At 36.5% G+C, this 18,781-nt stretch carries 14 protein-coding genes; 12 read left to right on the top strand and 2 right to left on the bottom strand.

Annotated features, from left to right (window positions below):
- Nucleotides 1-112: 112 nt before the first annotated feature.
- From ACQKN4_RS22615 to ACQKN4_RS22575, 9 genes are all read left to right on the top strand, one after another.
- Nucleotides 113-250 (top strand): hypothetical protein, encoded by a 138-nt coding sequence (locus ACQKN4_RS22615; RefSeq protein ID WP_427484869.1) that lies wholly within the window; start codon nucleotides 113-115, stop codon nucleotides 248-250.
- 164 nt (nucleotides 251-414) lie between these two features.
- Entirely contained in the window at nucleotides 415-1,365 is a 951-nt protein-coding gene (locus ACQKN4_RS22610; RefSeq protein ID WP_427484868.1) for a nuclease-related domain-containing protein, read from the top strand.
- Between the two features lie 13 nt (nucleotides 1,366-1,378).
- A complete protein-coding gene (locus tag ACQKN4_RS22605) occupies nucleotides 1,379-1,978 on the top strand; it encodes a hypothetical protein (RefSeq protein WP_427484867.1) in 600 nt (199 codons plus the stop codon).
- A 33-nt stretch (nucleotides 1,979-2,011) separates the two neighbouring features.
- The gene (locus ACQKN4_RS22600) at nucleotides 2,012-2,434 is read left to right on the top strand and encodes a MarR family winged helix-turn-helix transcriptional regulator (protein WP_240518204.1); all 423 of its coding nucleotides are present in this window, start codon (nucleotides 2,012-2,014) and stop codon (nucleotides 2,432-2,434) included.
- An 11-nt stretch (nucleotides 2,435-2,445) separates the two neighbouring features.
- Nucleotides 2,446-3,645, top strand: coding sequence for an MFS transporter (locus ACQKN4_RS22595; RefSeq protein WP_079560189.1), 1,200 nt, complete (start codon nucleotides 2,446-2,448; stop codon nucleotides 3,643-3,645).
- 162 nt (nucleotides 3,646-3,807) lie between these two features.
- The gene (gene efeO / locus ACQKN4_RS22590) at nucleotides 3,808-4,674 is read left to right on the top strand and encodes an iron uptake system protein EfeO (protein ID WP_079560190.1); all 867 of its coding nucleotides are present in this window, start codon (nucleotides 3,808-3,810) and stop codon (nucleotides 4,672-4,674) included.
- Nucleotides 4,675-4,692: 18 nt separating this feature from the next.
- On the top strand, nucleotides 4,693-5,952 hold the full coding sequence (gene efeB, locus ACQKN4_RS22585; protein ID WP_079560191.1) for an iron uptake transporter deferrochelatase/peroxidase subunit: 1,260 nt from the start codon (nucleotides 4,693-4,695) through the stop codon (nucleotides 5,950-5,952).
- Nucleotides 5,927-7,642 (top strand): FTR1 family iron permease, encoded by a 1,716-nt coding sequence (locus tag ACQKN4_RS22580; RefSeq protein WP_427484866.1) that lies wholly within the window; start codon nucleotides 5,927-5,929, stop codon nucleotides 7,640-7,642. The genes efeB and ACQKN4_RS22580 overlap by 26 nt, the downstream gene beginning before the upstream one ends.
- Before the next feature lie 772 nt (nucleotides 7,643-8,414).
- Nucleotides 8,415-12,890: an endonuclease gene (locus tag ACQKN4_RS22575; protein ID WP_427484865.1), complete on the top strand. Its 4,476-nt coding sequence runs from the start codon at nucleotides 8,415-8,417 to the stop codon at nucleotides 12,888-12,890.
- An 82-nt stretch (nucleotides 12,891-12,972) separates the two neighbouring features.
- Here ACQKN4_RS22575 and ACQKN4_RS22570 read toward each other — a convergent pair whose 3' ends face one another.
- A complete protein-coding gene (locus ACQKN4_RS22570) occupies nucleotides 12,973-14,076 on the bottom strand; it encodes a hypothetical protein (RefSeq protein WP_079560194.1) in 1,104 nt (367 codons plus the stop codon).
- 436 nt (nucleotides 14,077-14,512) lie between these two features.
- Nucleotides 14,513-15,721 (bottom strand): MFS transporter, encoded by a 1,209-nt coding sequence (locus tag ACQKN4_RS22565; protein ID WP_427484864.1) that lies wholly within the window; start codon nucleotides 15,719-15,721, stop codon nucleotides 14,513-14,515.
- A gap of 245 nt (nucleotides 15,722-15,966) precedes the next feature.
- Between ACQKN4_RS22565 and ACQKN4_RS22560 the strand changes: the two genes are divergently transcribed.
- From ACQKN4_RS22560 to ACQKN4_RS22550, 3 genes are all read left to right on the top strand, one after another.
- Nucleotides 15,967-17,358, top strand: coding sequence for a PLP-dependent aminotransferase family protein (locus ACQKN4_RS22560; RefSeq protein WP_079560196.1), 1,392 nt, complete (start codon nucleotides 15,967-15,969; stop codon nucleotides 17,356-17,358).
- A 742-nt stretch (nucleotides 17,359-18,100) separates the two neighbouring features.
- Nucleotides 18,101-18,556 (top strand): DUF4362 domain-containing protein, encoded by a 456-nt coding sequence (locus tag ACQKN4_RS22555; protein WP_427484863.1) that lies wholly within the window; start codon nucleotides 18,101-18,103, stop codon nucleotides 18,554-18,556.
- Nucleotides 18,557-18,580: 24 nt separating this feature from the next.
- Nucleotides 18,581-18,718: a hypothetical protein gene (locus tag ACQKN4_RS22550; RefSeq protein ID WP_427484862.1), complete on the top strand. Its 138-nt coding sequence runs from the start codon at nucleotides 18,581-18,583 to the stop codon at nucleotides 18,716-18,718.
- The last annotated feature ends 63 nt before the right edge of the window (nucleotides 18,719-18,781 follow it).

The following is an 18,781-nucleotide window of genomic DNA, read 5'->3' as shown; positions in this document are numbered from 1 at the left end:
TTAGGCTGTTCGGTTGTTTTTTTTGAACGAACGTAGTTCTGCGAATTCAAAGATGTGGATAGAAGGTGCTGCAGCAAGTCGTGGATAGAAAGTTGAGGGAGAGCTCAAAGTCGTGGATAGAAAGGAGAGAATGATGGATAGAGAGCTCAAAAACGTGGATAGAAAGAAGAGAATGATGGATAGAGAGCTCAAAGTCGTGGATAGAAAGCCAAGATTGATGGATAGTAGCGTCGTCAAAGTGGAGATATGAGGCAGAAAAGTAGTAGTCGATGCAAGAACAAGGCGATTTTTCCATTCTTTTTATCTATAAAATTGGGCTATAAATTTAATTTTCACATCTTGTATTTCAAGTTTTTTGGAACCTCTGTTTATACATGTAATTATTTATATAATAAATACAGGAGGGGAGAGACAATGATTTTATTAGCACGACAGCAATCACAAATGCAAAAAATGCTAGAAGCTTTGGTAAGAAGGTTGCCTAGTACACATGTAGACTACATGAATTATTTTAATAGGTTAATGCGTATACAAGCTGGCTTTGCTGGAGAAAAGCGAGTAGATGTAGAATGGCTTGAAATTAATTTGCCCAACCCACATTATTTCCTTCATGATTTACAAATAGTCAATCACTTCGGGACTACACATCAAATAGACACTATATTAGTGTGTCCTCATTTTATATTAATCCTAGAAATAAAAAACATAACAGGCTTCCTTGAATTCGATGAGTCATTTACTCAATTTACAAGGACTACTGCAGAAGGTGATGTTGAGGGAATGATTGATCCTTTTCATCAAGTTAGACGACACGCCGACTGGATAAAGGGGATATTACAGCATTACAAAGTTAAGATTCCTGTTCATTATGCAGTCGTTTTGGCAACGAAAAATGCTATTTTATCAGAAAGTTTAAAAGGACAACCAATTTTTCATGTTTCAGGATTACGTTACTATGTAAGAAAATGTCTTAAACAGCATAATGAGATGATACTAGAAGCTGATGATCTCTCTCTTTTTGCTACTAATTTATTAACCAGGCATATGCCAATTAAAAGAGAAATAACCGTTCCTGTACAGGATCTTCTAAAAGGTGTGTTATGTGTACGTTGTTCAAATGGACAGCAAATGAGCTATTTCAATAAAAAATGGACTTGTCAACGCTGCGGATTAGTAGATCAGGATGCTATTCTCAGAACGCTTGATGATTACAAGTTATTAGTGGGCGATTCGTTAACGAATAAAAGCTTTTGTGATTTTTTCGCAATAGATTCACCCGATCTAGCGTATAGACTATTGCAGAAATTACCTTTGAATGCTGAGGGGAAAAAAAGACATAGGAAATATTGGATTAAAGATGGATAGAGCGCTTTGAGCTGTGGATAGAAAGGCGAGAAAGCTAGATAGAGCGCCCAAAAACGTGGATAGAAAACGGAGAAAGCTGGATAGAGCGCTCAAAAACGTGGATAGAAAGCGGAGAAAGCTGGATAGAGCGCCCAAAAACGTGGATAGAAAGCGTAGAAAGCTGGATAGAGCACTCAAAAACGTGGATAGAAAGCGTAGAAAGCTGGATAGAGCGCCCAAAAACGTGGATAGAAAGCGTAGAAAGCTGGATAGAGCGCTCAAAAACGTGGATAGAAAGCCTAGAAAGCTGGATAGAGAGCTCAAAAACGTGGATAGAAAGGCGAGAAAGCTAGATAGAGCGCTCAAAAACGTGGATAGAAAGCGTAGAAAGCTGGATAGAGCGCTCAAAAACGTGGATAGAAAGCGTAGAAAGCTGGATAGAGCGCTCAAAGTCGTGGAAAAAGAAAGCGTAGAAAGCCGGATAGAGAGCTCAAAAACGTGGATAGAAAGCGTAGAAAGCTGGATAGAGCACTCAAAAACGTGGATAGAAAGCCAAGAAAGACGAAAAGCCCGACCCAAAACCCGAATTTCCCGACTAATTCCTACTAGACAAATAAAAACGAAAAGCGTATAGTTAGTTAGGCTAACTAACTAAAAAGGAGTGGTAATGTTGACGATCGAACAAGAATTTTTTAATCAGTACCGCTTAATGTATAGACCGTTTATCAATCTAATAAATGTGCAGTTGGGTAAATATCAGCTGTATAGCTCTCAATGGGCTCTTCTTCGGTTATTGATGGATAAAGGGCCACATACATTTGTGGATATTGCGAATTTCATGTTTATTGAAAAGCCGAGTGTGACGAGGCTTGTGCAAAAGCTTGTGGAGCTTGGTTACGTGGAAACGGTAGCGGGTAGGGATAAGCGCGAAAAGCTTGTACAATTGACGGCTGATGGTGAAGAGATTGTGCAAGAAATTCAAGCGCATTTAAAACCAACTATGGAACAGGCACTCGCGGGGGTATCGGAGCGGGATATTGAAATTGCGACACAAGTGTTAGCGAACATTTGTGCAAACATCAATCGGTAGGAGAGAAAAAAGTGGAAGCAACTAGACATAAACTTTGGACGAAGGACTTTTTAATCGTCTCACTTATTAATTTTACCATTACATTAATATTCTTTTTATTGATGGTAACGATTGCAGGCTATGCGGTTGAGCATTTTGGGGCTTCGACTAGTACGGCAGGTCTTGTATCGAGTATTTTTATTATTGGTACTTTATTTGGGCGTCTCGGGACAGGGCGTATTATTGGGGATTGGGGTAGTAAAAAAACATTATTTTTTGGATTATTATTGTTTATGCTATCCACGATGTCTTATTTTATCGCGACGAATTTGCCACTTCTAATGGTCAATCGTTTAGTACAGGGTATTGCACTTGGGATGGCTAGTACGGCGACAGGGACAATTATTGCACAGATTTTACCTTCTGATCGACGAGGAGAAGGTATCGGTTATTACAGCTTGAGTGCTATTTTAGCTACTGCTATCGGACCGTTTGTAGGTATTCTTCTAACGCAGCTGTTTGAAGATTATCGGATGATTTTTGCTGTCGATTCCGTATTAGCTATTGTATGCTTCTTGTTGTATTTTATCGTAACCGTTCCAGATGCACCGAAGAAGGCCAAAGAAATGGCGGAGAAAACAGGCTTTAAGCTCACTAATTTTATCGAAATGCGTGCCGTGCCAATTGCTTTTGTGGCGCTCGTTATTGGCTTTGCCTATTCAGGGGTTATGTCATTTATGACGTTTTACGCGAAAGAGCTTGATTTGGTAACAGCAGGAAGTTATTTCTTTATTATATATGCAATTGTTATTTTAGCGACACGTCCTTTTACAGGAAAATTACTAGACACTAGAGGTGCAAACATTGTTATCTATCCATGTTTAGTTATTTTTGCACTAGGAATGTATGCTTTTAGTTCGGCGACTAGTAGTGTTGTATTTTTACTAGCCGCAGCTTGCATAGGGATAGGTTATGGCAATTTCAATTCAGTAGCGCAAGCAATAGCGATTAAGGTTACACCAAATGAGCGTTTAGGACTTGCGACATCGACATATTTTATTTTATATGATTTAGGTTTAGGGGTTGGTCCTTATTTCTTAGGATTCTTCGTTCCGACTTCGGGGTACAGTGCCATTTTCTTTGCGATGGTATTTGTTATTTTAGTGTCAATTATCCTTTATTATTTCTTATATGGAAAATATGAAAATAGAAATCAAGCAAAAATTTCGTAGTTTAGAATGATTATATTGTGGAAAAAACGCCATTTATCTAGTTATCTAATTAGATCGACTATAAAATGTCGTTTTTTTCTATAAATAAAAATACTTCTTGCAATTGCACTTGATAATCATTATCATTCTCGATATAAACTATTTCGGAAGTAGGTACTTAGCATGAAAAAAACATCATTATTGTCAGTATTAGTTGCAGGAGGTATTCTAATGACTGGCTGTGGAAATACAGATGAAGCTAAAAAAGACGATAAGCCAGCAACAGAGCAAGCAGAAAAAGCTACAAAAGTTGATTTATCTGCTGAACTAGCAGCCTATCAAACATTTGCATTAGAGCAAATGGATCAATTTTTAGTAGAAACGGAAAAATTTGTGGAAGCATTTAAAGCTGGTAAAATTGAAGAGGCAAAAGCAGCTTATGCGCCGGCACGTATGTATTTCGAGCGTTCGGAGCCAATCGCAGAGAGCTTTGGTGACCTTGACCCACGTATTGACGGTCGTTTAGCTGATATTAAAGAAGAAGGCAAAGGCGAAGAAGCATGGTCGGGCTATCATAAGCTAGAACATGCGCTTTGGGTAGAAAACAAAACTGCAGGCTACGAGGCAGTTGCAGATCAATTACTAGCAGACGCTAAAGAATTACACGCATTAGTTCAAACTGTAGAAGTAACACCTGATTTAATGATTACAGGTGCGGTTGACTTATTAAATGAAGTATCGACATCAAAAATCACTGGTGAAGAAGAAATCTATTCTCATACAGACCTTTATGACTTTAAAGCAAACATTGAAGGTGCAGAAAAAATCTTTGAAATCCTACGTTCTAAATTAGAAGCGAAAGATAAAGACTTAGTTGCTACATTAGATGAAAAATTTAAAGCAGTAGATGATTTATTAGCGAAGCATGCGACTGCTGATGGCGGATATGTTTCTTACGAAAAATTAACTGATGAAGACACAAAAGCACTTTCAGCAGCAGTTAATCAACTTGGTGAACCATTAAGTCAAATGGGTATTATTTTAGAGTAATTTTTGGAGTGATAATAAATGACAGCGTCAAATGATGAAAAATGGATGAATAAAAAAATATCGAGACGTGACATGTTAAAGCTAACAGGTATCGGAGCAGCTGGTATAGCTATCGGTGCCTCTGGCTTAGGTGGTGTTATGAAAGTAATGGGCTACGATGTGTTCGAGCCTGTTGCGGATAGCACGACTGCACGTAATAAAGTTGATTTTTATGGAAAACATCAATCTGGCATTATTACACCAGTTCAGACAAATATTTATTTTGCTTCTTTAGATGTTTTATTTACATCAAAGAAAGACTTACAAGAGTTGTTCAAAAAATGGACACCTCTTGTTGTTCGTTTAATGAATGGTGAATTAATGGTAGATTTAACAACAAATACTAGAGTTCCTACAGGAGATACAGGTGAAGCAGAAGGTTTAGACGCTTCAAATTTATCGATCACAATTGGTGTTGGCCCATCTTTGTTTGATAAGCTTGGGATTCAACATTTGAAGCCTGCAGAATTAAATGATTTACCACATTTCCCAAAAGATCAACTACAAAAAGAACTTACAGGTGGAGATCTTTGTATCCAGGCATGTGCGGATGATCCACAGGTGGCATTCCACGCAGTACGTAACTTAGTTCGTGCAGCATCTGGTAAGGTAGAAGTTAAATGGTCTCAAGCAGGCTTTAACTCATTCCCAGCTGGTGGAGGAACACCGAGAAATTTATTTGCATTCAAGGATGGCACTGGAAATCCGTCGACTGCCGATGACAAAGATTTAAATAAAGTTGTATGGGTTGATAAAGGCTGGCTAAAAGGCGGCTCTTATTTAGTCGCACGTAAAGTTCAAATGCATCTTGAAACATGGGATCGCACATCTTTGAAAGATCAGGAGGTAACATTTGGTCGTTATCGCGATAGTGGTGCACCTTTTGGTAAAAAGAAAGAGTTCGATGATTTCGATGTAGAGGCGAAGGATAGCAACGGTGAGTACATTATGCCAGATACGTCACACGTACATTTGGCACGTAAATCAGGTGCGCGTATGTTACGTCGTTCGTATTCTTATGCATCAGGTGTTATGACGAATACAGGTGCGCATGATGCGGGACTCATGTTTGTTTCTTTTCAAAAAGACCCAGCCCAATTTATAACAGTTCAAAATAGCTTAGGACGTTTGGATAAAATGAATGAGTATACTACACATCGAGGCAGCGCAGTGTTCGCTTGCTTCCCTGGTGTACAAAAGGGGAGTTATATAGGTGAAGCACTTTTTAACGCGCTGTAGCTTAGTACTTTGCTTGTTATTGGCACTTGCTGCACCAGTGCAGGCAGCGCAATCATATAGTCACTTATACATTTCTATTAGTGATGCGCTAATGAATACGAAGCAGGATAAAGAATCCGAAGCTGAGCAAGCCCTTGAACAGTTTGCAACAGACTGGGCGTCGGTTACATCAGAGCAAAAGAAAGCAAAAGAAAAAGTTGATAATATTCTTGCACAAGCAGTTGAAGCTACTACTAAGGATGAACGTTTAAAGGCACTATCTGAATTGTCAAATGCCTTACGTGCATTAGAAAAGCTTGAGAATCCTGTAGATGAAGCGGCGCAGCGTGCAGAATTTGGCACGAAATTTAAACCTGTCATGAAAGCATTTGAAGATGCCTTAGCAAGTAGGGATTTAGCTACAATCGACGCAGCCTATAAGGATTTCAATACGAAATGGAAAAAAATTGAACGTCCTGTGCGAGAGCAAAGTATTGCCATGTACGGGCAGATTGAAACACAGATGGCCTTTATACGGATCACACTTGCTTCTGAAGAGCCAGATGTAGCATTAATGCAATCACAATATGCAGAATTAAAACAAACAATTGAAGATTTTGTAGCAGGTAATGAAACGGCGGAAGTTGTAGAAGGAGAGTATTCTTTAGCAACATTAATTGCTTATATTAATGAGGCGAATGATTTTATCGATGCAGGTGACTACAAGGCAGCCTCAGATAAAATTCGAGAGTTCATTAAAATTTGGCCAAGTGTAGAAATAGATATTTCAACACGTAACGGCAGCCTGTATACAAAAATTGAAAGTGATATGCCAATCATCGTTAGTGACTTATTGAAGTCTAACGTAGATGTTAAAGCAGTTAAAAGTAAGCTTAATACTTTCCGCACTGAAATTGAGCTGATTCAAGGTGACTCAGATTACACGCTGTGGGATGCTGCATTAATCTTACTACGAGAAGGCTTAGAGGCACTGCTTATTATTATGGCATTAGTATCGTTCTTAGAGAAGTCTGGACAAAAAACAATGCGCAAATGGATATATGTTGGTGCATTTGTTGGGATCTTTTTATCAGCAGTAGCAGCTGTTTTAATGTCGACAATTTTCCAATCAGCGACAATTGATACGAGTCGAGAGCTCATGGAAGGTTATATTGGTTTATTAGCCGCTGCAATGATGATTGGAGTTGGTATTTGGCTCCATAGTAAATCGAGTGTGGTGAGTTGGAATCGCTATATTTCCAAACAAATGGGCAATGCCATCTCTACTGGCTCGGTGTTTGCCATGGCATCAATTAGCTTTTTATCTGTTTTCCGTGAAGGTGCAGAAACACTTGTCTTCTATGCAGGAATTGCACCTAAAATGGAGACATCTCAGTTTGTGCTAGGGATCGTAGTAGCACTTTTAATATTAGCTATTTTTGCATTTGTATTATTTAAAGCAAGTGGAAAAATTCCAATTCATAAATTTTTCGCTGTAGCTACGGTGTTAATCTACGTATTGGCATTTAAAATTATTGGTGTCAGCTTGCATACATTGCAGTTAAGGGATTCAGTTTCAACAACTATTGTAGATGGCTTGCCAGTTGTCAACATCATTGGTTTCTATCCAACAGTAGAAACTATGATTGGACAAGCAGTTTTACTTGTACTAGTTGTAGCAACAATCATTTATAAAAAGAAACAAAAATAAATAGAAGGGCAGATGAATAGACTTTCATCTGCCCTTCAGCACGTCGTTAAAAAATTAATTAAAGTGTATCTTTAAGCAAATGTTGATTTTCACTTCGAGGTGGCGCTTTCCTCGGAAATCAACAATTCCTCATCAATGTACAAAACCATAAGCTAAAAAAATTATTATCAATATAGAAAAATCGGTGCTAGGTTTGACTATTATTTTATACATGGAAATCCTCGATAGATTGGAGAATATGTCAGTACTAAGCTCCTCATAGTATGCTGTAGGGTTTCTGATCCAAAGGATTTACCCAGCCACTACCTCTGGCGGGTTGCTTTTCTAGGAACGTTCGACGAGCCGCTTTACCTTTATATAATAGTTTGATACAAAAGTAGTAGAAAGATAGAAAATAGTCTCTTGACCAGTAAGTGGTTAAGAGACTATTTTCTTTTGGCGTAAATCCATTAGCCCGTTTTTATAATTAAGCCTATTAGGTAAGTGTCAAATTTTATTTATATGTTAAAATTATGTTATAAATTGTTAAAATCCCTGTAGTAGATGTGTTTTCTATTATTACAAATCATTAACATAATATATATACTATAAAAATAGTGAATTAATAATAATATGATTACATATATATGTAATGGGGAAATATGTTTTGAATAGTTCGACCATTTACGACATGGCGTACGCGATAATTGTCGTCTGTACGGTATAGACCTAAACCGGAAGTATCTTTTGCAAAAAAACTGACATTCTTTAAATTGAAAGGAGAATTGACCTGATGTCAAAGAAGAATTGGAAGAAGCCGTTAAATACCTTTTTAGCAACAACTCTAGTCGCAAGTATTGTCGCACCTGTAGCACCCATTACAGTAAATGCTGAAACACTTGCAAAGGATTTAATCATTTCAGAGTATATTGAAGGAACTTCCTTCAATAAAGCGATTGAAATTTATAATGGTACAGGTGCCGCGGTTGATTTAAGTAATTATACGCTAGAACTTCATACGAACGGAGAAGCTACCGCGAAGAATAAAGTGAGTTTGACAGGTACTCTAGAAAACGGTGCTACGTATGTTTTACATCATAAAGATGCAGATCCAAACATTAAAGCAAAAGGAAATCTAGAAAACATAACGGTTATTAATTTCAATGGAAATGATCCAGTCGTATTAAGGAAATCTGGTGAAATAGTCGATTCCATTGGACAAGTTGGTTCTTCAGCAGATTTTGCTAAAGATGTAACTTTAGTAAGAAAGAGTTCAGTTTTGACGGGTGATACAACTGTTAATGATCCTTTTAATGCAGCATCGGAATGGGATTCATTACCGGTAGATAATTTCTCCAATTTAGGCCAACACGTAATGGATGGCAATACAGGTGGTCCTGTTGACCCCGAAGTACCGGCAATTCTCTCAATTGGAGATGCTCGGAATAAAAGTGTAGGTGAAACGGTAACGATCAAAGGTAGAGTTGCAGCAGGCTTGAAAAATACGTTTTCGGTCCAAGATGAGACAGGTGGTATTGCGGTAAGACCTACTAGTCTAGCTATGTCTGTCGGGGATGAAGTTACGTTAAAAGGGAAGTTAGTTGACTATCGTGGTTTACTACAATTAGATGGTGCTACAATCGTTGAAAAAGTTGAAAATGCTGGGGTACCTGCTCCAAAGGTAGTAGCGGGGGCTCAAGTGAATGAAGAGAGTGAATCGCAGTTAGTAACAGTGAAAAATGTTACGCTTACAGATGTTCAACAAGGTGCAGGATGGGCGAACTTTACTGCAAATGACGGAACGAATTTTCTTGTGCGAGATGAGACAAATTCGCTAGGCTTAACTGTTGGTACAAACTATGAATCTATCACTGGAATTGTTCAACAGTTCGATAAAGACTATCAGGTGATTCCTCGATCAGAAGCAGATATCGTAGTGGATAGTGCAGCACTAAAGCCTGCTAGCGCATCTCCTGGAAGTGGGACGTTTGTTGGGAAAACAACAGTAACTTTAACAACATCGACAGCAGATGCAGAAATTTATTACACATTAGATGGTACAGAGCCAACTGATAAAAGTCTTAAATATGAGACACCAATTGAAATTAGCAAAAATACGACTTTAAAAACAATCGTTAAAGCTAAAGATGGCACGTTTAGTGAAATAACTACATTTGAATATAACATTGCAGATAAATTACAAATTCATGATATTCAAGGTGCAGGGCATGCTACAACATTTGATGGTAAAACAGTTGAAGGAATTGAAGGGATCGTAACTTATTCATTCACGTTAAATAATAATTGGTATTATACGATTCAAACACCAGATGAATTAGCCGATCAAGATCCGAACACTTCTGAAGGTATTTTTCTGTACAGTGGAAAGAAACCATGGCCAATAAAGGTTGGGGATTTAGTATCTGTTAAAGGTAAAGTAAGCGAATATGCATACGATGGTTATGATGACAGGCAGCAAACAGATTTAAAAACAACACAAATTAATGTGCGTGACGATCAAGAAGGAAAAGTGGAGGTCATTAAAAGTAATGTAGCCTTACCAAAAGCAATTGGAATCGATAAGTTAAAAATGTCCTTTAGTAAAATCGACAGTGATAATCTTGGGATTTTTAATCCAACAATCGACGCTATTGATTTTTGGGAAAGTATCGAAGGCATGAGAGTAGAAGTTGAAAACGTGAAAGCGGTAGCACCACAAGAGCATGGGGATTTAGTAACAGTACTTGAGGGTGAACCAACAAACACAATTCACGGTGGGGTATTACATGAGAAAGAAAATGCAAATCCAAACAGAGTTCAATTCCGACTAGAACCGAATGGCGCTGCACGTGATTTTGAAGTGGCTACAGGTGATAAATTTAAAGGGCCAATTACGGGAATCGTAGGCTATTCCTATCAAAACTTTAAAATCTATGCTTCTCTAGATGAGATGAAGGCAGCTCATGAAAAAGGAAATACATCACCTGAGACGACAAAAATAGTTAAGGAAGAAGATAAGTTAACAATTGCCTCTTATAATTTGGAGAACTTCTCTAATAACAAAACTTCTACTACTGATGATAAAGCGAAAAAATTAGCAAGAGCAATTGGTATTGATATGGGCAGTCCTGATATTGTTGGTGTAACAGAGGTGCAAGATAATAACGGTCCATCTGCAGGTGATTCAAAAGCGGATCAAAGTTATCAAAGATTAATTGATGCTATTAAAGGTGTAGGTGGAGTCGAATATCAGTATGTTAATATCGATCCAATTAACAATCAAGACGGTGGAGCACCAGATGCAAATATTCGAGTTGGCTTCCTTTATAATCCAGAGCGAGTGAAGTTAAAGGATGGTATTCCAGCAGGGGATGCGACAACAGCTGTTGGTTATGAAGATGGGAAATTAACAGTGAACCCTGGGCGTATTGATCCAGCAAATGAATCGTTTAAAAGTAGCCGTAAACCTTTAGCAGCGCAATTTGAATTCCAAGATGAAGATGTAATTGTGATCGCAAATCATTGGAATTCTAAAAGTGGAGATACCCCATTATTTGGTTCGATTCAGCCTCCACAGTATGGAAGTGAAGTACAACGTAAAAAAATCGCTAATATTGTTTCTAATTTTGTTGGAGACGTTAAATCAAAAAATCCAGATGCAAACATTGTTTCTTTAGGTGATTTTAATGATTATCAATTTGCGGATGCGCTTAAAATCCATGAAGGTCAATGGATGACGAATATGATTAATAAGGTAGAGGCTCCTGATCGTTACACATATGTATATCAGGGGAATTCACAAGTATTAGACCATATTTTAGTGTCAAACAATTTGGCAGAGAAAACAGATGTTGATATTCTCCATATTAACGCTGATTTTACAGACATGGCAGGTCGTGCAAGTGACCATGATCCAGTAATGGTTCAAATCGATGTTAATAAAGATTCAACTGTTGAACCGATTAAACCGGAAATAGTATATGACTATAAGAATTTCAAAAAGAACAAATTAACAATCAATAAACCTAGTATAGCACTTCATTTAGATGCGCAATCTGTTATTCCAAAAGGTGTGTTCCTTAAAGGTGGCTATGCAGAACTACATGGAGAAGGCTTTAAGACGACTGATGTTATCCTTAGTCCAGTGAAAGCAGGGATGATTGTCGACCTTAAAGGCAATAGCGTGAAAACACTCACAATTGAAGGTCCATATGTCAGTGAAATAAGAGGCGCTGAAAATTTGGATATACAATCGATAATCTATAAAAAGGGTGCAGCTCCTGAGCAAATTAAATTTACAAATTCGAAGGGGAAACCGATTGTGAATCCTTCTTTGCCTGCTGAAAACAATCAACCAATCATTAAAGAACCTATTACTAACAAAACTGTAGCTATTGGTGAGGAAATTAAAATTGATTTAACCAATCATTTTTCCGATCCTGATGGGGATAAACTTTCATTTACTGCTACAAAAGGGACGATAAATGGAACGGTATTAACAGTTAATTTAACAGAGGGTAGTCATATTGTTGGCGTTACAGCATCTGATGGAAAGAAAAGTGTCACAACAAGTTTCAGCGTGACAGTCATTGCTAATGATTATTATACAGGTGCTTATAACAAGGAAGGTCAAGCACTGAAAAAGGTTCTTCATGATATTATCTCCGTACAAAAGGTACTTTCTTATGATGATGTTTGGAATGCATTGAAGTATACGGATGAAGATCCTGCTAATCCGAGTAATGTCATTTTATTTTACTCTGGGAAATCTAGTCCAAAAACAAATAGTGGTGGCAATGTAGGGAACTGGAACCGAGAGCATACGTGGGCAAAGTCACATGGTAACTTTGGGACAAGCAATGGACCAGGAACAGATATCCATCACTTACGCCCAACTGATGTACAAGTTAATAGCTCAAGAGGAAATTTAGACTTTGACAATGGTGGCAGTCCAGTGGCAGGCTGTAATGGTTGCTTGAAAGATTCAGATTCATTCGAACCACCTAACCGCGTAAAAGGTGATGTAGCACGTATACTATTATATATGGCCACTCGCTATGAAGCTGGAGATAAGGTGGATCTTGAATTAAATGACAAAGTTAATAATGGAACAGCTCCTTATCACGGTAAACTTTCTGTTCTTTTACAATGGCACAAGCAAGATCCCGTAGATGAATATGAAAAACAAAGAAATGAAAAAATTTACGAAATCCAAGGTAATCGAAATCCATATATAGATCATCCTGAATGGGTGGAGAAGATATGGTAAGTTAAAGAAGCGTACTCAAAACGCCACTTCAATGTTTAAGTTGAAGTGGCGTTTGAGTTTTGTTACACTCTTTTCAATTCTACTAAAATTCGTAGTGCTCATTAGTGTTTTGAATACTTATTCTTTTCAAAAGCGCATTTTCAGTAGATCCATCGAATTCAGCATGGAATACTATATCATCAACAGTAAATGTTGCGAAATAAAGTATTTGGTCAATAGTATCCGTGAAATCATTTGTTTCTATTGTCACTTTTTGATTTATAGCTTTTGAAATATCTTTTGCCGTTACTTCTTTAAAGTTAAATAAAAGAACATGTGTAATTGGTCCGTTGTTTATGTTTCCATCGTAAAATGTAGTGCAAATTGAGTAATCTTCATACGATTTGCATAAAACACCTTCAAAAGATTCTTCTTTCGCTATAGCCTTATTCTTTTGAACGCCATCACCAATAGTGTCCATAAAGGAAATCCCGGTTTTGGTGAAACTATTATTTAATGCTTTCATAAATGCTTCATTATGTATTATTGGAAGTCCTGTTTCTAGCAATATTTTTTCATTATTTGCTAATAGATGATTGTCTTTTACTACATAGGTTTGATTTACTTCTGTCCCTACTAAATGAAAGGAATTTGTAGTGGGATTTACAGTTATATCCTCCCTATTTTCTGCATATGCTTTGAAGCCCAATATGACACGAGAATTATCATCAGAAGCCTTAATAAGGTTTACTTCATGTGAAATCGTTTTGACGCCTGGTTGAAAGTCACTCGCGATGAGTATTTCTTTATCATCTGGTCCATTCAGTACGCCATGGAATGCAATTTCGTTATGAATTGGATATTCATAGTGTAGATCACTCCAGTTCTCCCAAGCTTTATTTGTTCTATTATATTTCCCTACGATGTAGCCGTAATTGGTTTGATCACTATAACCCAAAATATATTCAGGGATTTTATCTCCATCAAAATCGACAAATTGTTCAGCCGCTACAGGGAATTTAGATTTCGTTTGCTCATACCATTCACTTGTATTTACCGTACTCTGCCATTCTTCTTTCGATTGAGGGAGAGCTTGCTCTGCTGTTTGCTTCTCAGAAGCCTCTTCATTTTTCTTAGAAACTCCCTCATTACTCGAACATCCTACTAATAAACACACCAGTAAGAGGATAGACAAATTTCTTAACATCCTGAAAACCTCCATTTAATCTATAATCTAGTCATAATCTATCATTTATTATTCTACCTTTAGTCACATATTAGTATCTACATATTTTTTCGAAAGTACCAATATTTATTGGAAAACCGATATGTTTACTAGAAGAAGTATTTTAACAAGTTCATAAAGTAGATGCTGATAGTGAGATTATGGAAGCTTGATAAGGAAATTGTAGTGGAATCTTGTCATGTGAAATCTGAGTTTAGCAGATATGGAAGTGTGAGAGATCGAACGCTGGGTACTCAAAACGCCACTTCAATGTTTAAGTAGAAGTGGCGTTTTATTCTTTTCAAACGTATATTTTCAGTAGGAACATCGAGTTCAGCATGATATATGTTGAAGAATCGATTTTACACGGCAAAAGCGTGAAAATGATCATATATTATATGCTGTTGACGTCAAAACCCTAAGCAATCTCTTTCTTTACCTTTTTCACAATAGAATGTGAAGATAGTCTACCATGCAGTAAATAATAAACACCTATTCCGATTATGATAAGGAATGAACAATAAAAATATATTGATCCAAAATCAATTTTAGCTGCGGCAATACCAAAGATAAATGAGCCAATGCCGAACCCAAAATCATAGATAGAAAGGAATGTAGCCGTAGCCAATGCTCTTTTTTTAGGAGGTGCTACTTGAATAGCAATAGTTTGAAAGCTAGGAAATACAGTTCCCCATCCAACACCAATAAGGGCTGCTGATGCAAGAAATAACAAGGAAGTATTCGATACACTCAGTAAGAACGTACCGACTGCAAAGCATAAAATAGCGGGATAAATGATCCTATTTGCCCCGAATAAATCAAACCATTTTCCGGTAAAAGGTCGTGAAATTAAAAGAACCACTGCGTACACAACAAAGAAATAACTAGCAGCTTCCACTAAGCTTTGCTCTTTAGCATATAAGGAAACGAAGGAAATAATTCCTGAATAAATCAGTCCAAAGAAAGCTGACACCAATGATACAGGAATAGCGGAACGTTCCAAATAATCTCCAATCTTCATGCTTGTGTTTCGTTCAATTTCCCGTTCTTGCATAAAAGTTTTCTTAGGTAACTTAACAAATAATCCTGCAACGAGTGCAAAGAAAGCAAAACTTGCATTGATGATAAACATTAGACTTGTCGCTGTTTGTTGCATAACAGTCAAACCTAAAAAGGGACCAATAGCCATAGCAAGATTTAGCGTTAGTCCATAGTACCCCATTCCTTCTCCTTTACGGGATTCAGGGATGAGATCAGCTACAATTGCTCCAGTGGCTGTTGTGGCCATCCCAAAGCCAATTCCATGAAAAAAACGAAGAAATAGTAAGCCAATCAAAGATTGCGGAATAAAATACAAAGTTGAAGCTGCGAAAAGAACAAGGAGAGAACTTATAAAAACGACATATTTTCCTGCCTTTTCGATCCATTTACCTGCAAATGGGCGTGTTAGGATGGAGGCAATCAAAAAAACTGTAGTAATAAGTCCAGCTTCAGTTTTGGCACCATGTAATTCTTGTATAGCATATATCGGTAATGTGACCAATAAATAAAAAAATGTTGTAAACACGAGAAAATTAGTAATGGCAATACTGATAAAATCTCTTGTCCATAATCGAGGTTTATCCAATATTTCCACCTCCTCAAAATATTAAATTCCTTGTACCACCCGCTGAAACAGAGGAACTTATGCTAAGACCTTCCAAGATAACAGAAGTTCCTTGAATTCTTACTGCTATCAAGTTGATTCCCACAAAATATGTACATAAATAATGTTATCAGTGACCTTTTTCTAAATTCATTATTCATTTATACTGTCATTTCTAAAAGGTACAGTTTACAATAAACACAAATGACAGATGAGGTATTTCAATAATGAATGAGCTAATTTTTAATATCAATCGAGAAAATAATATTCCAATGTACCAACAAGTTTATCAATACATAAGAACTCAGATTTTATCTGGTAAATTAGAGTGGAATACAAAGTTGCCATCGATTAGGCAACTTGCTCTCCAACTAGAGGTCAGCAGAAACACAACTCAGCTAGCTTATGAACAATTGCAATCGGAAGGGTATATTCGAAGTGAGAACAAAAAGGGGTTTTTTGTAGATGCAAATATATCGGATGAGACGCTTAATTATGAACCTATTAAAGAACAGCATCATGAAAAGAATCAAACTGACATAAAAACGATTGACTTTAAAATCGGGACAGTGGATCAAGAGAACTTCCCTTTGAAAACATGGAGAATGCTTACAAACAAAGTTATTAAAGACCCTAGCATGTTTTCATACGGAGAAAAGCAAGGCGATATTCAATTAAGAAAGGCACTAGTAGATTACTTGTTCCAATCAAGAGGGGTTAATACTTCTGCTGAACAGATTATTATTGGCAGTAGTACACAACACTTGTTATTACTTTTGACGCTGTTGCTAAAGCAAGACTATCAATATCTGGCAGTAGAAGACCCTGGATATAATGTGGCAAGGGACCTATTTGCGCTTCAGTCATTTATCATAGATCCAATCCCGGTAACAGAACAAGGCATTCAAGTTGATCGCCTTTTACAGTCACCTTCTAGACTTTTATATGTCACTCCTACTCACCACTTTCCATATGGAGTAACTATCCCCGTCAATGAAAGATTAAAGTTAATTCAATGGGCAAAAAGGGTGGAAGGATATATTATTGAGGATGATTACGATAGTGAATTTCGTTACATTCATCAACCTATACCATCTCTTCAAAGCTTAGATTCTAATGATAGGGTGGTTTATTTAGGAACTTTTTCAAAAGCATTGCTACCTTCTATCCGGGTTAGTTATATGGTTTTGCCAAAGAGGCTAGTAAGTGAATATAAAAAGATACTTCCTTTGCTTGAGCAAACATCCTCATCTATTCATCAGAGAACATTGGCGGCCTTTATGAATGAAGGATATTGGTACTCACACTTAAGGAAGATGAAGGCTTTGTATAAACGTAAAATGAACCTATTGAATAGGGAATTACTAAAACACTTTAAAAATGATGTTGAAATAAAAGGTAGTAGCTCCGGAGTTTACGTTATTATTGAAGTTAAAACAAAAATGAGTGAAAAAATGCTAATAGAAAGCGCATATGAACACGGAATAGCAGTTCATCCATGCTCACAAACTTTCTCGAAATATAAACCACAATATCCACACATTTTACTTGGATTGGGTAATTTAAGTGAGGAAGAGATCATAAAAGGAGTTTCACAATTAGCAAAAATTTGGTTGTAATCATATAAGGGACCGCATAACATCGGTATTTAAAAGAGATCAAATAAGAAAGAAAACCTGTTTGTATAGCTCCATTCATTTATGATTCAATACTATTTAACATAATTGATATAGTACTTTTTAAATATATAATTTTTCCTTTAACTATTGTATTTATCAATAGTGTTCTATGGTTTAGTAAATTCAAACTTGAATTTTATGAGCATATGCTTTGGGCTTATATTGCTTTCTTATTATCCGTTATTGTTTCGTTTCAAAGAAAAGCCTCCTGGTGAAACCTTAGTATTACACGCAGATTTTTTAATGATTTTGTACATCACAGTAGTGCAGTGTATTTTTTTACTTTTTTTTAATGGCTTTCTTTATATAACTTATATAATTCTAAAAAAATCAAAAAGTTTTAAAAGAAGGTTGTTAAAAAGACACTGAATTTCCTTTTACAAAATAGAAAATAACGTTTAGTAAATTTAATCTTGCTGCAAAAAATAATTCGTTTTAAGGAGAGAATGGCAATTTGGCATTCCATGGGTGCTTCCGTTCTACGCCAGCTTATAAATTAAATGAAATAGTTAACTAAATTTCTCTGGTTGACCTTATAATCCGAACATGGTGCTTTAGAAGCAAAGCGTAGAGCTGTTCAAACGCTCTTTTTTTATTTTAAAGCGGAGCAGCAATTAAAACATAATAATCTTGAAACGAAAACAAAAGAAATACGACTACCTTTATAGAAGGAGTGATATGTTTGAAAAAGTTTGGTTTAATTCTGTATTTATCACTATTATCAATATTTTTACTCGGTTGCCAACAGGAAAGTGAAATTAACAATCTGAAGAAATCTTCTCACCCCGAAGAGGCAATGAAGAATGGCGATGTAGTCAATGTTCACGGAAAAATTAGTAACTTAGATAAATTCGAGAATTTTATAAAAAATGCTAAAAAAGGTGTAAAAGATGATGTTCGTATTACAATGTACACGATTGAAGGAGACCCAATTTTTTTAAAATTAAATTATGACGGCAACGAAATTCAATATACTTATGATGATTCACAAGATGGATATGCGGGTTCTGGAAAGGGAATCAAAAGTACGTCTTGTTCTAATTTAGAATCAAGAAATAATGATGAAGGCGTTGAATACTATTTAAGTGGGTGTTCGTCGGATGTTGGAGATACTTTTTCCTTTCAAATTTCACAATAGGGAAAAGACTAAGGAGTAATATACATGCCAGTATCTGAAAGGCTTTCTGATAAAAAATATCAATCTTATAGTGGGCTGTTTGCATTTAATTTTGTTCCATACTTTTTTATTTTTATAATACTAGGTGCAACCTTGCCACCAGTGATTGATAACATAATTTAGTTTAATTTAAATGGCATCAAAGGAGTTCTAATAATAATAGGGACATATAGGTCGATATTATAG

The sequence above is a fragment of the Lysinibacillus sp. NPDC093692 genome, assembly GCF_050280125.1.
In the GTDB taxonomy this organism is placed as follows: domain Bacteria; phylum Bacillota; class Bacilli; order Bacillales_A; family Planococcaceae; genus Lysinibacillus.
Note: the sequence above shows the minus strand (reverse complement) of the source record. Positions and strands in the feature narration are given on the sequence as shown.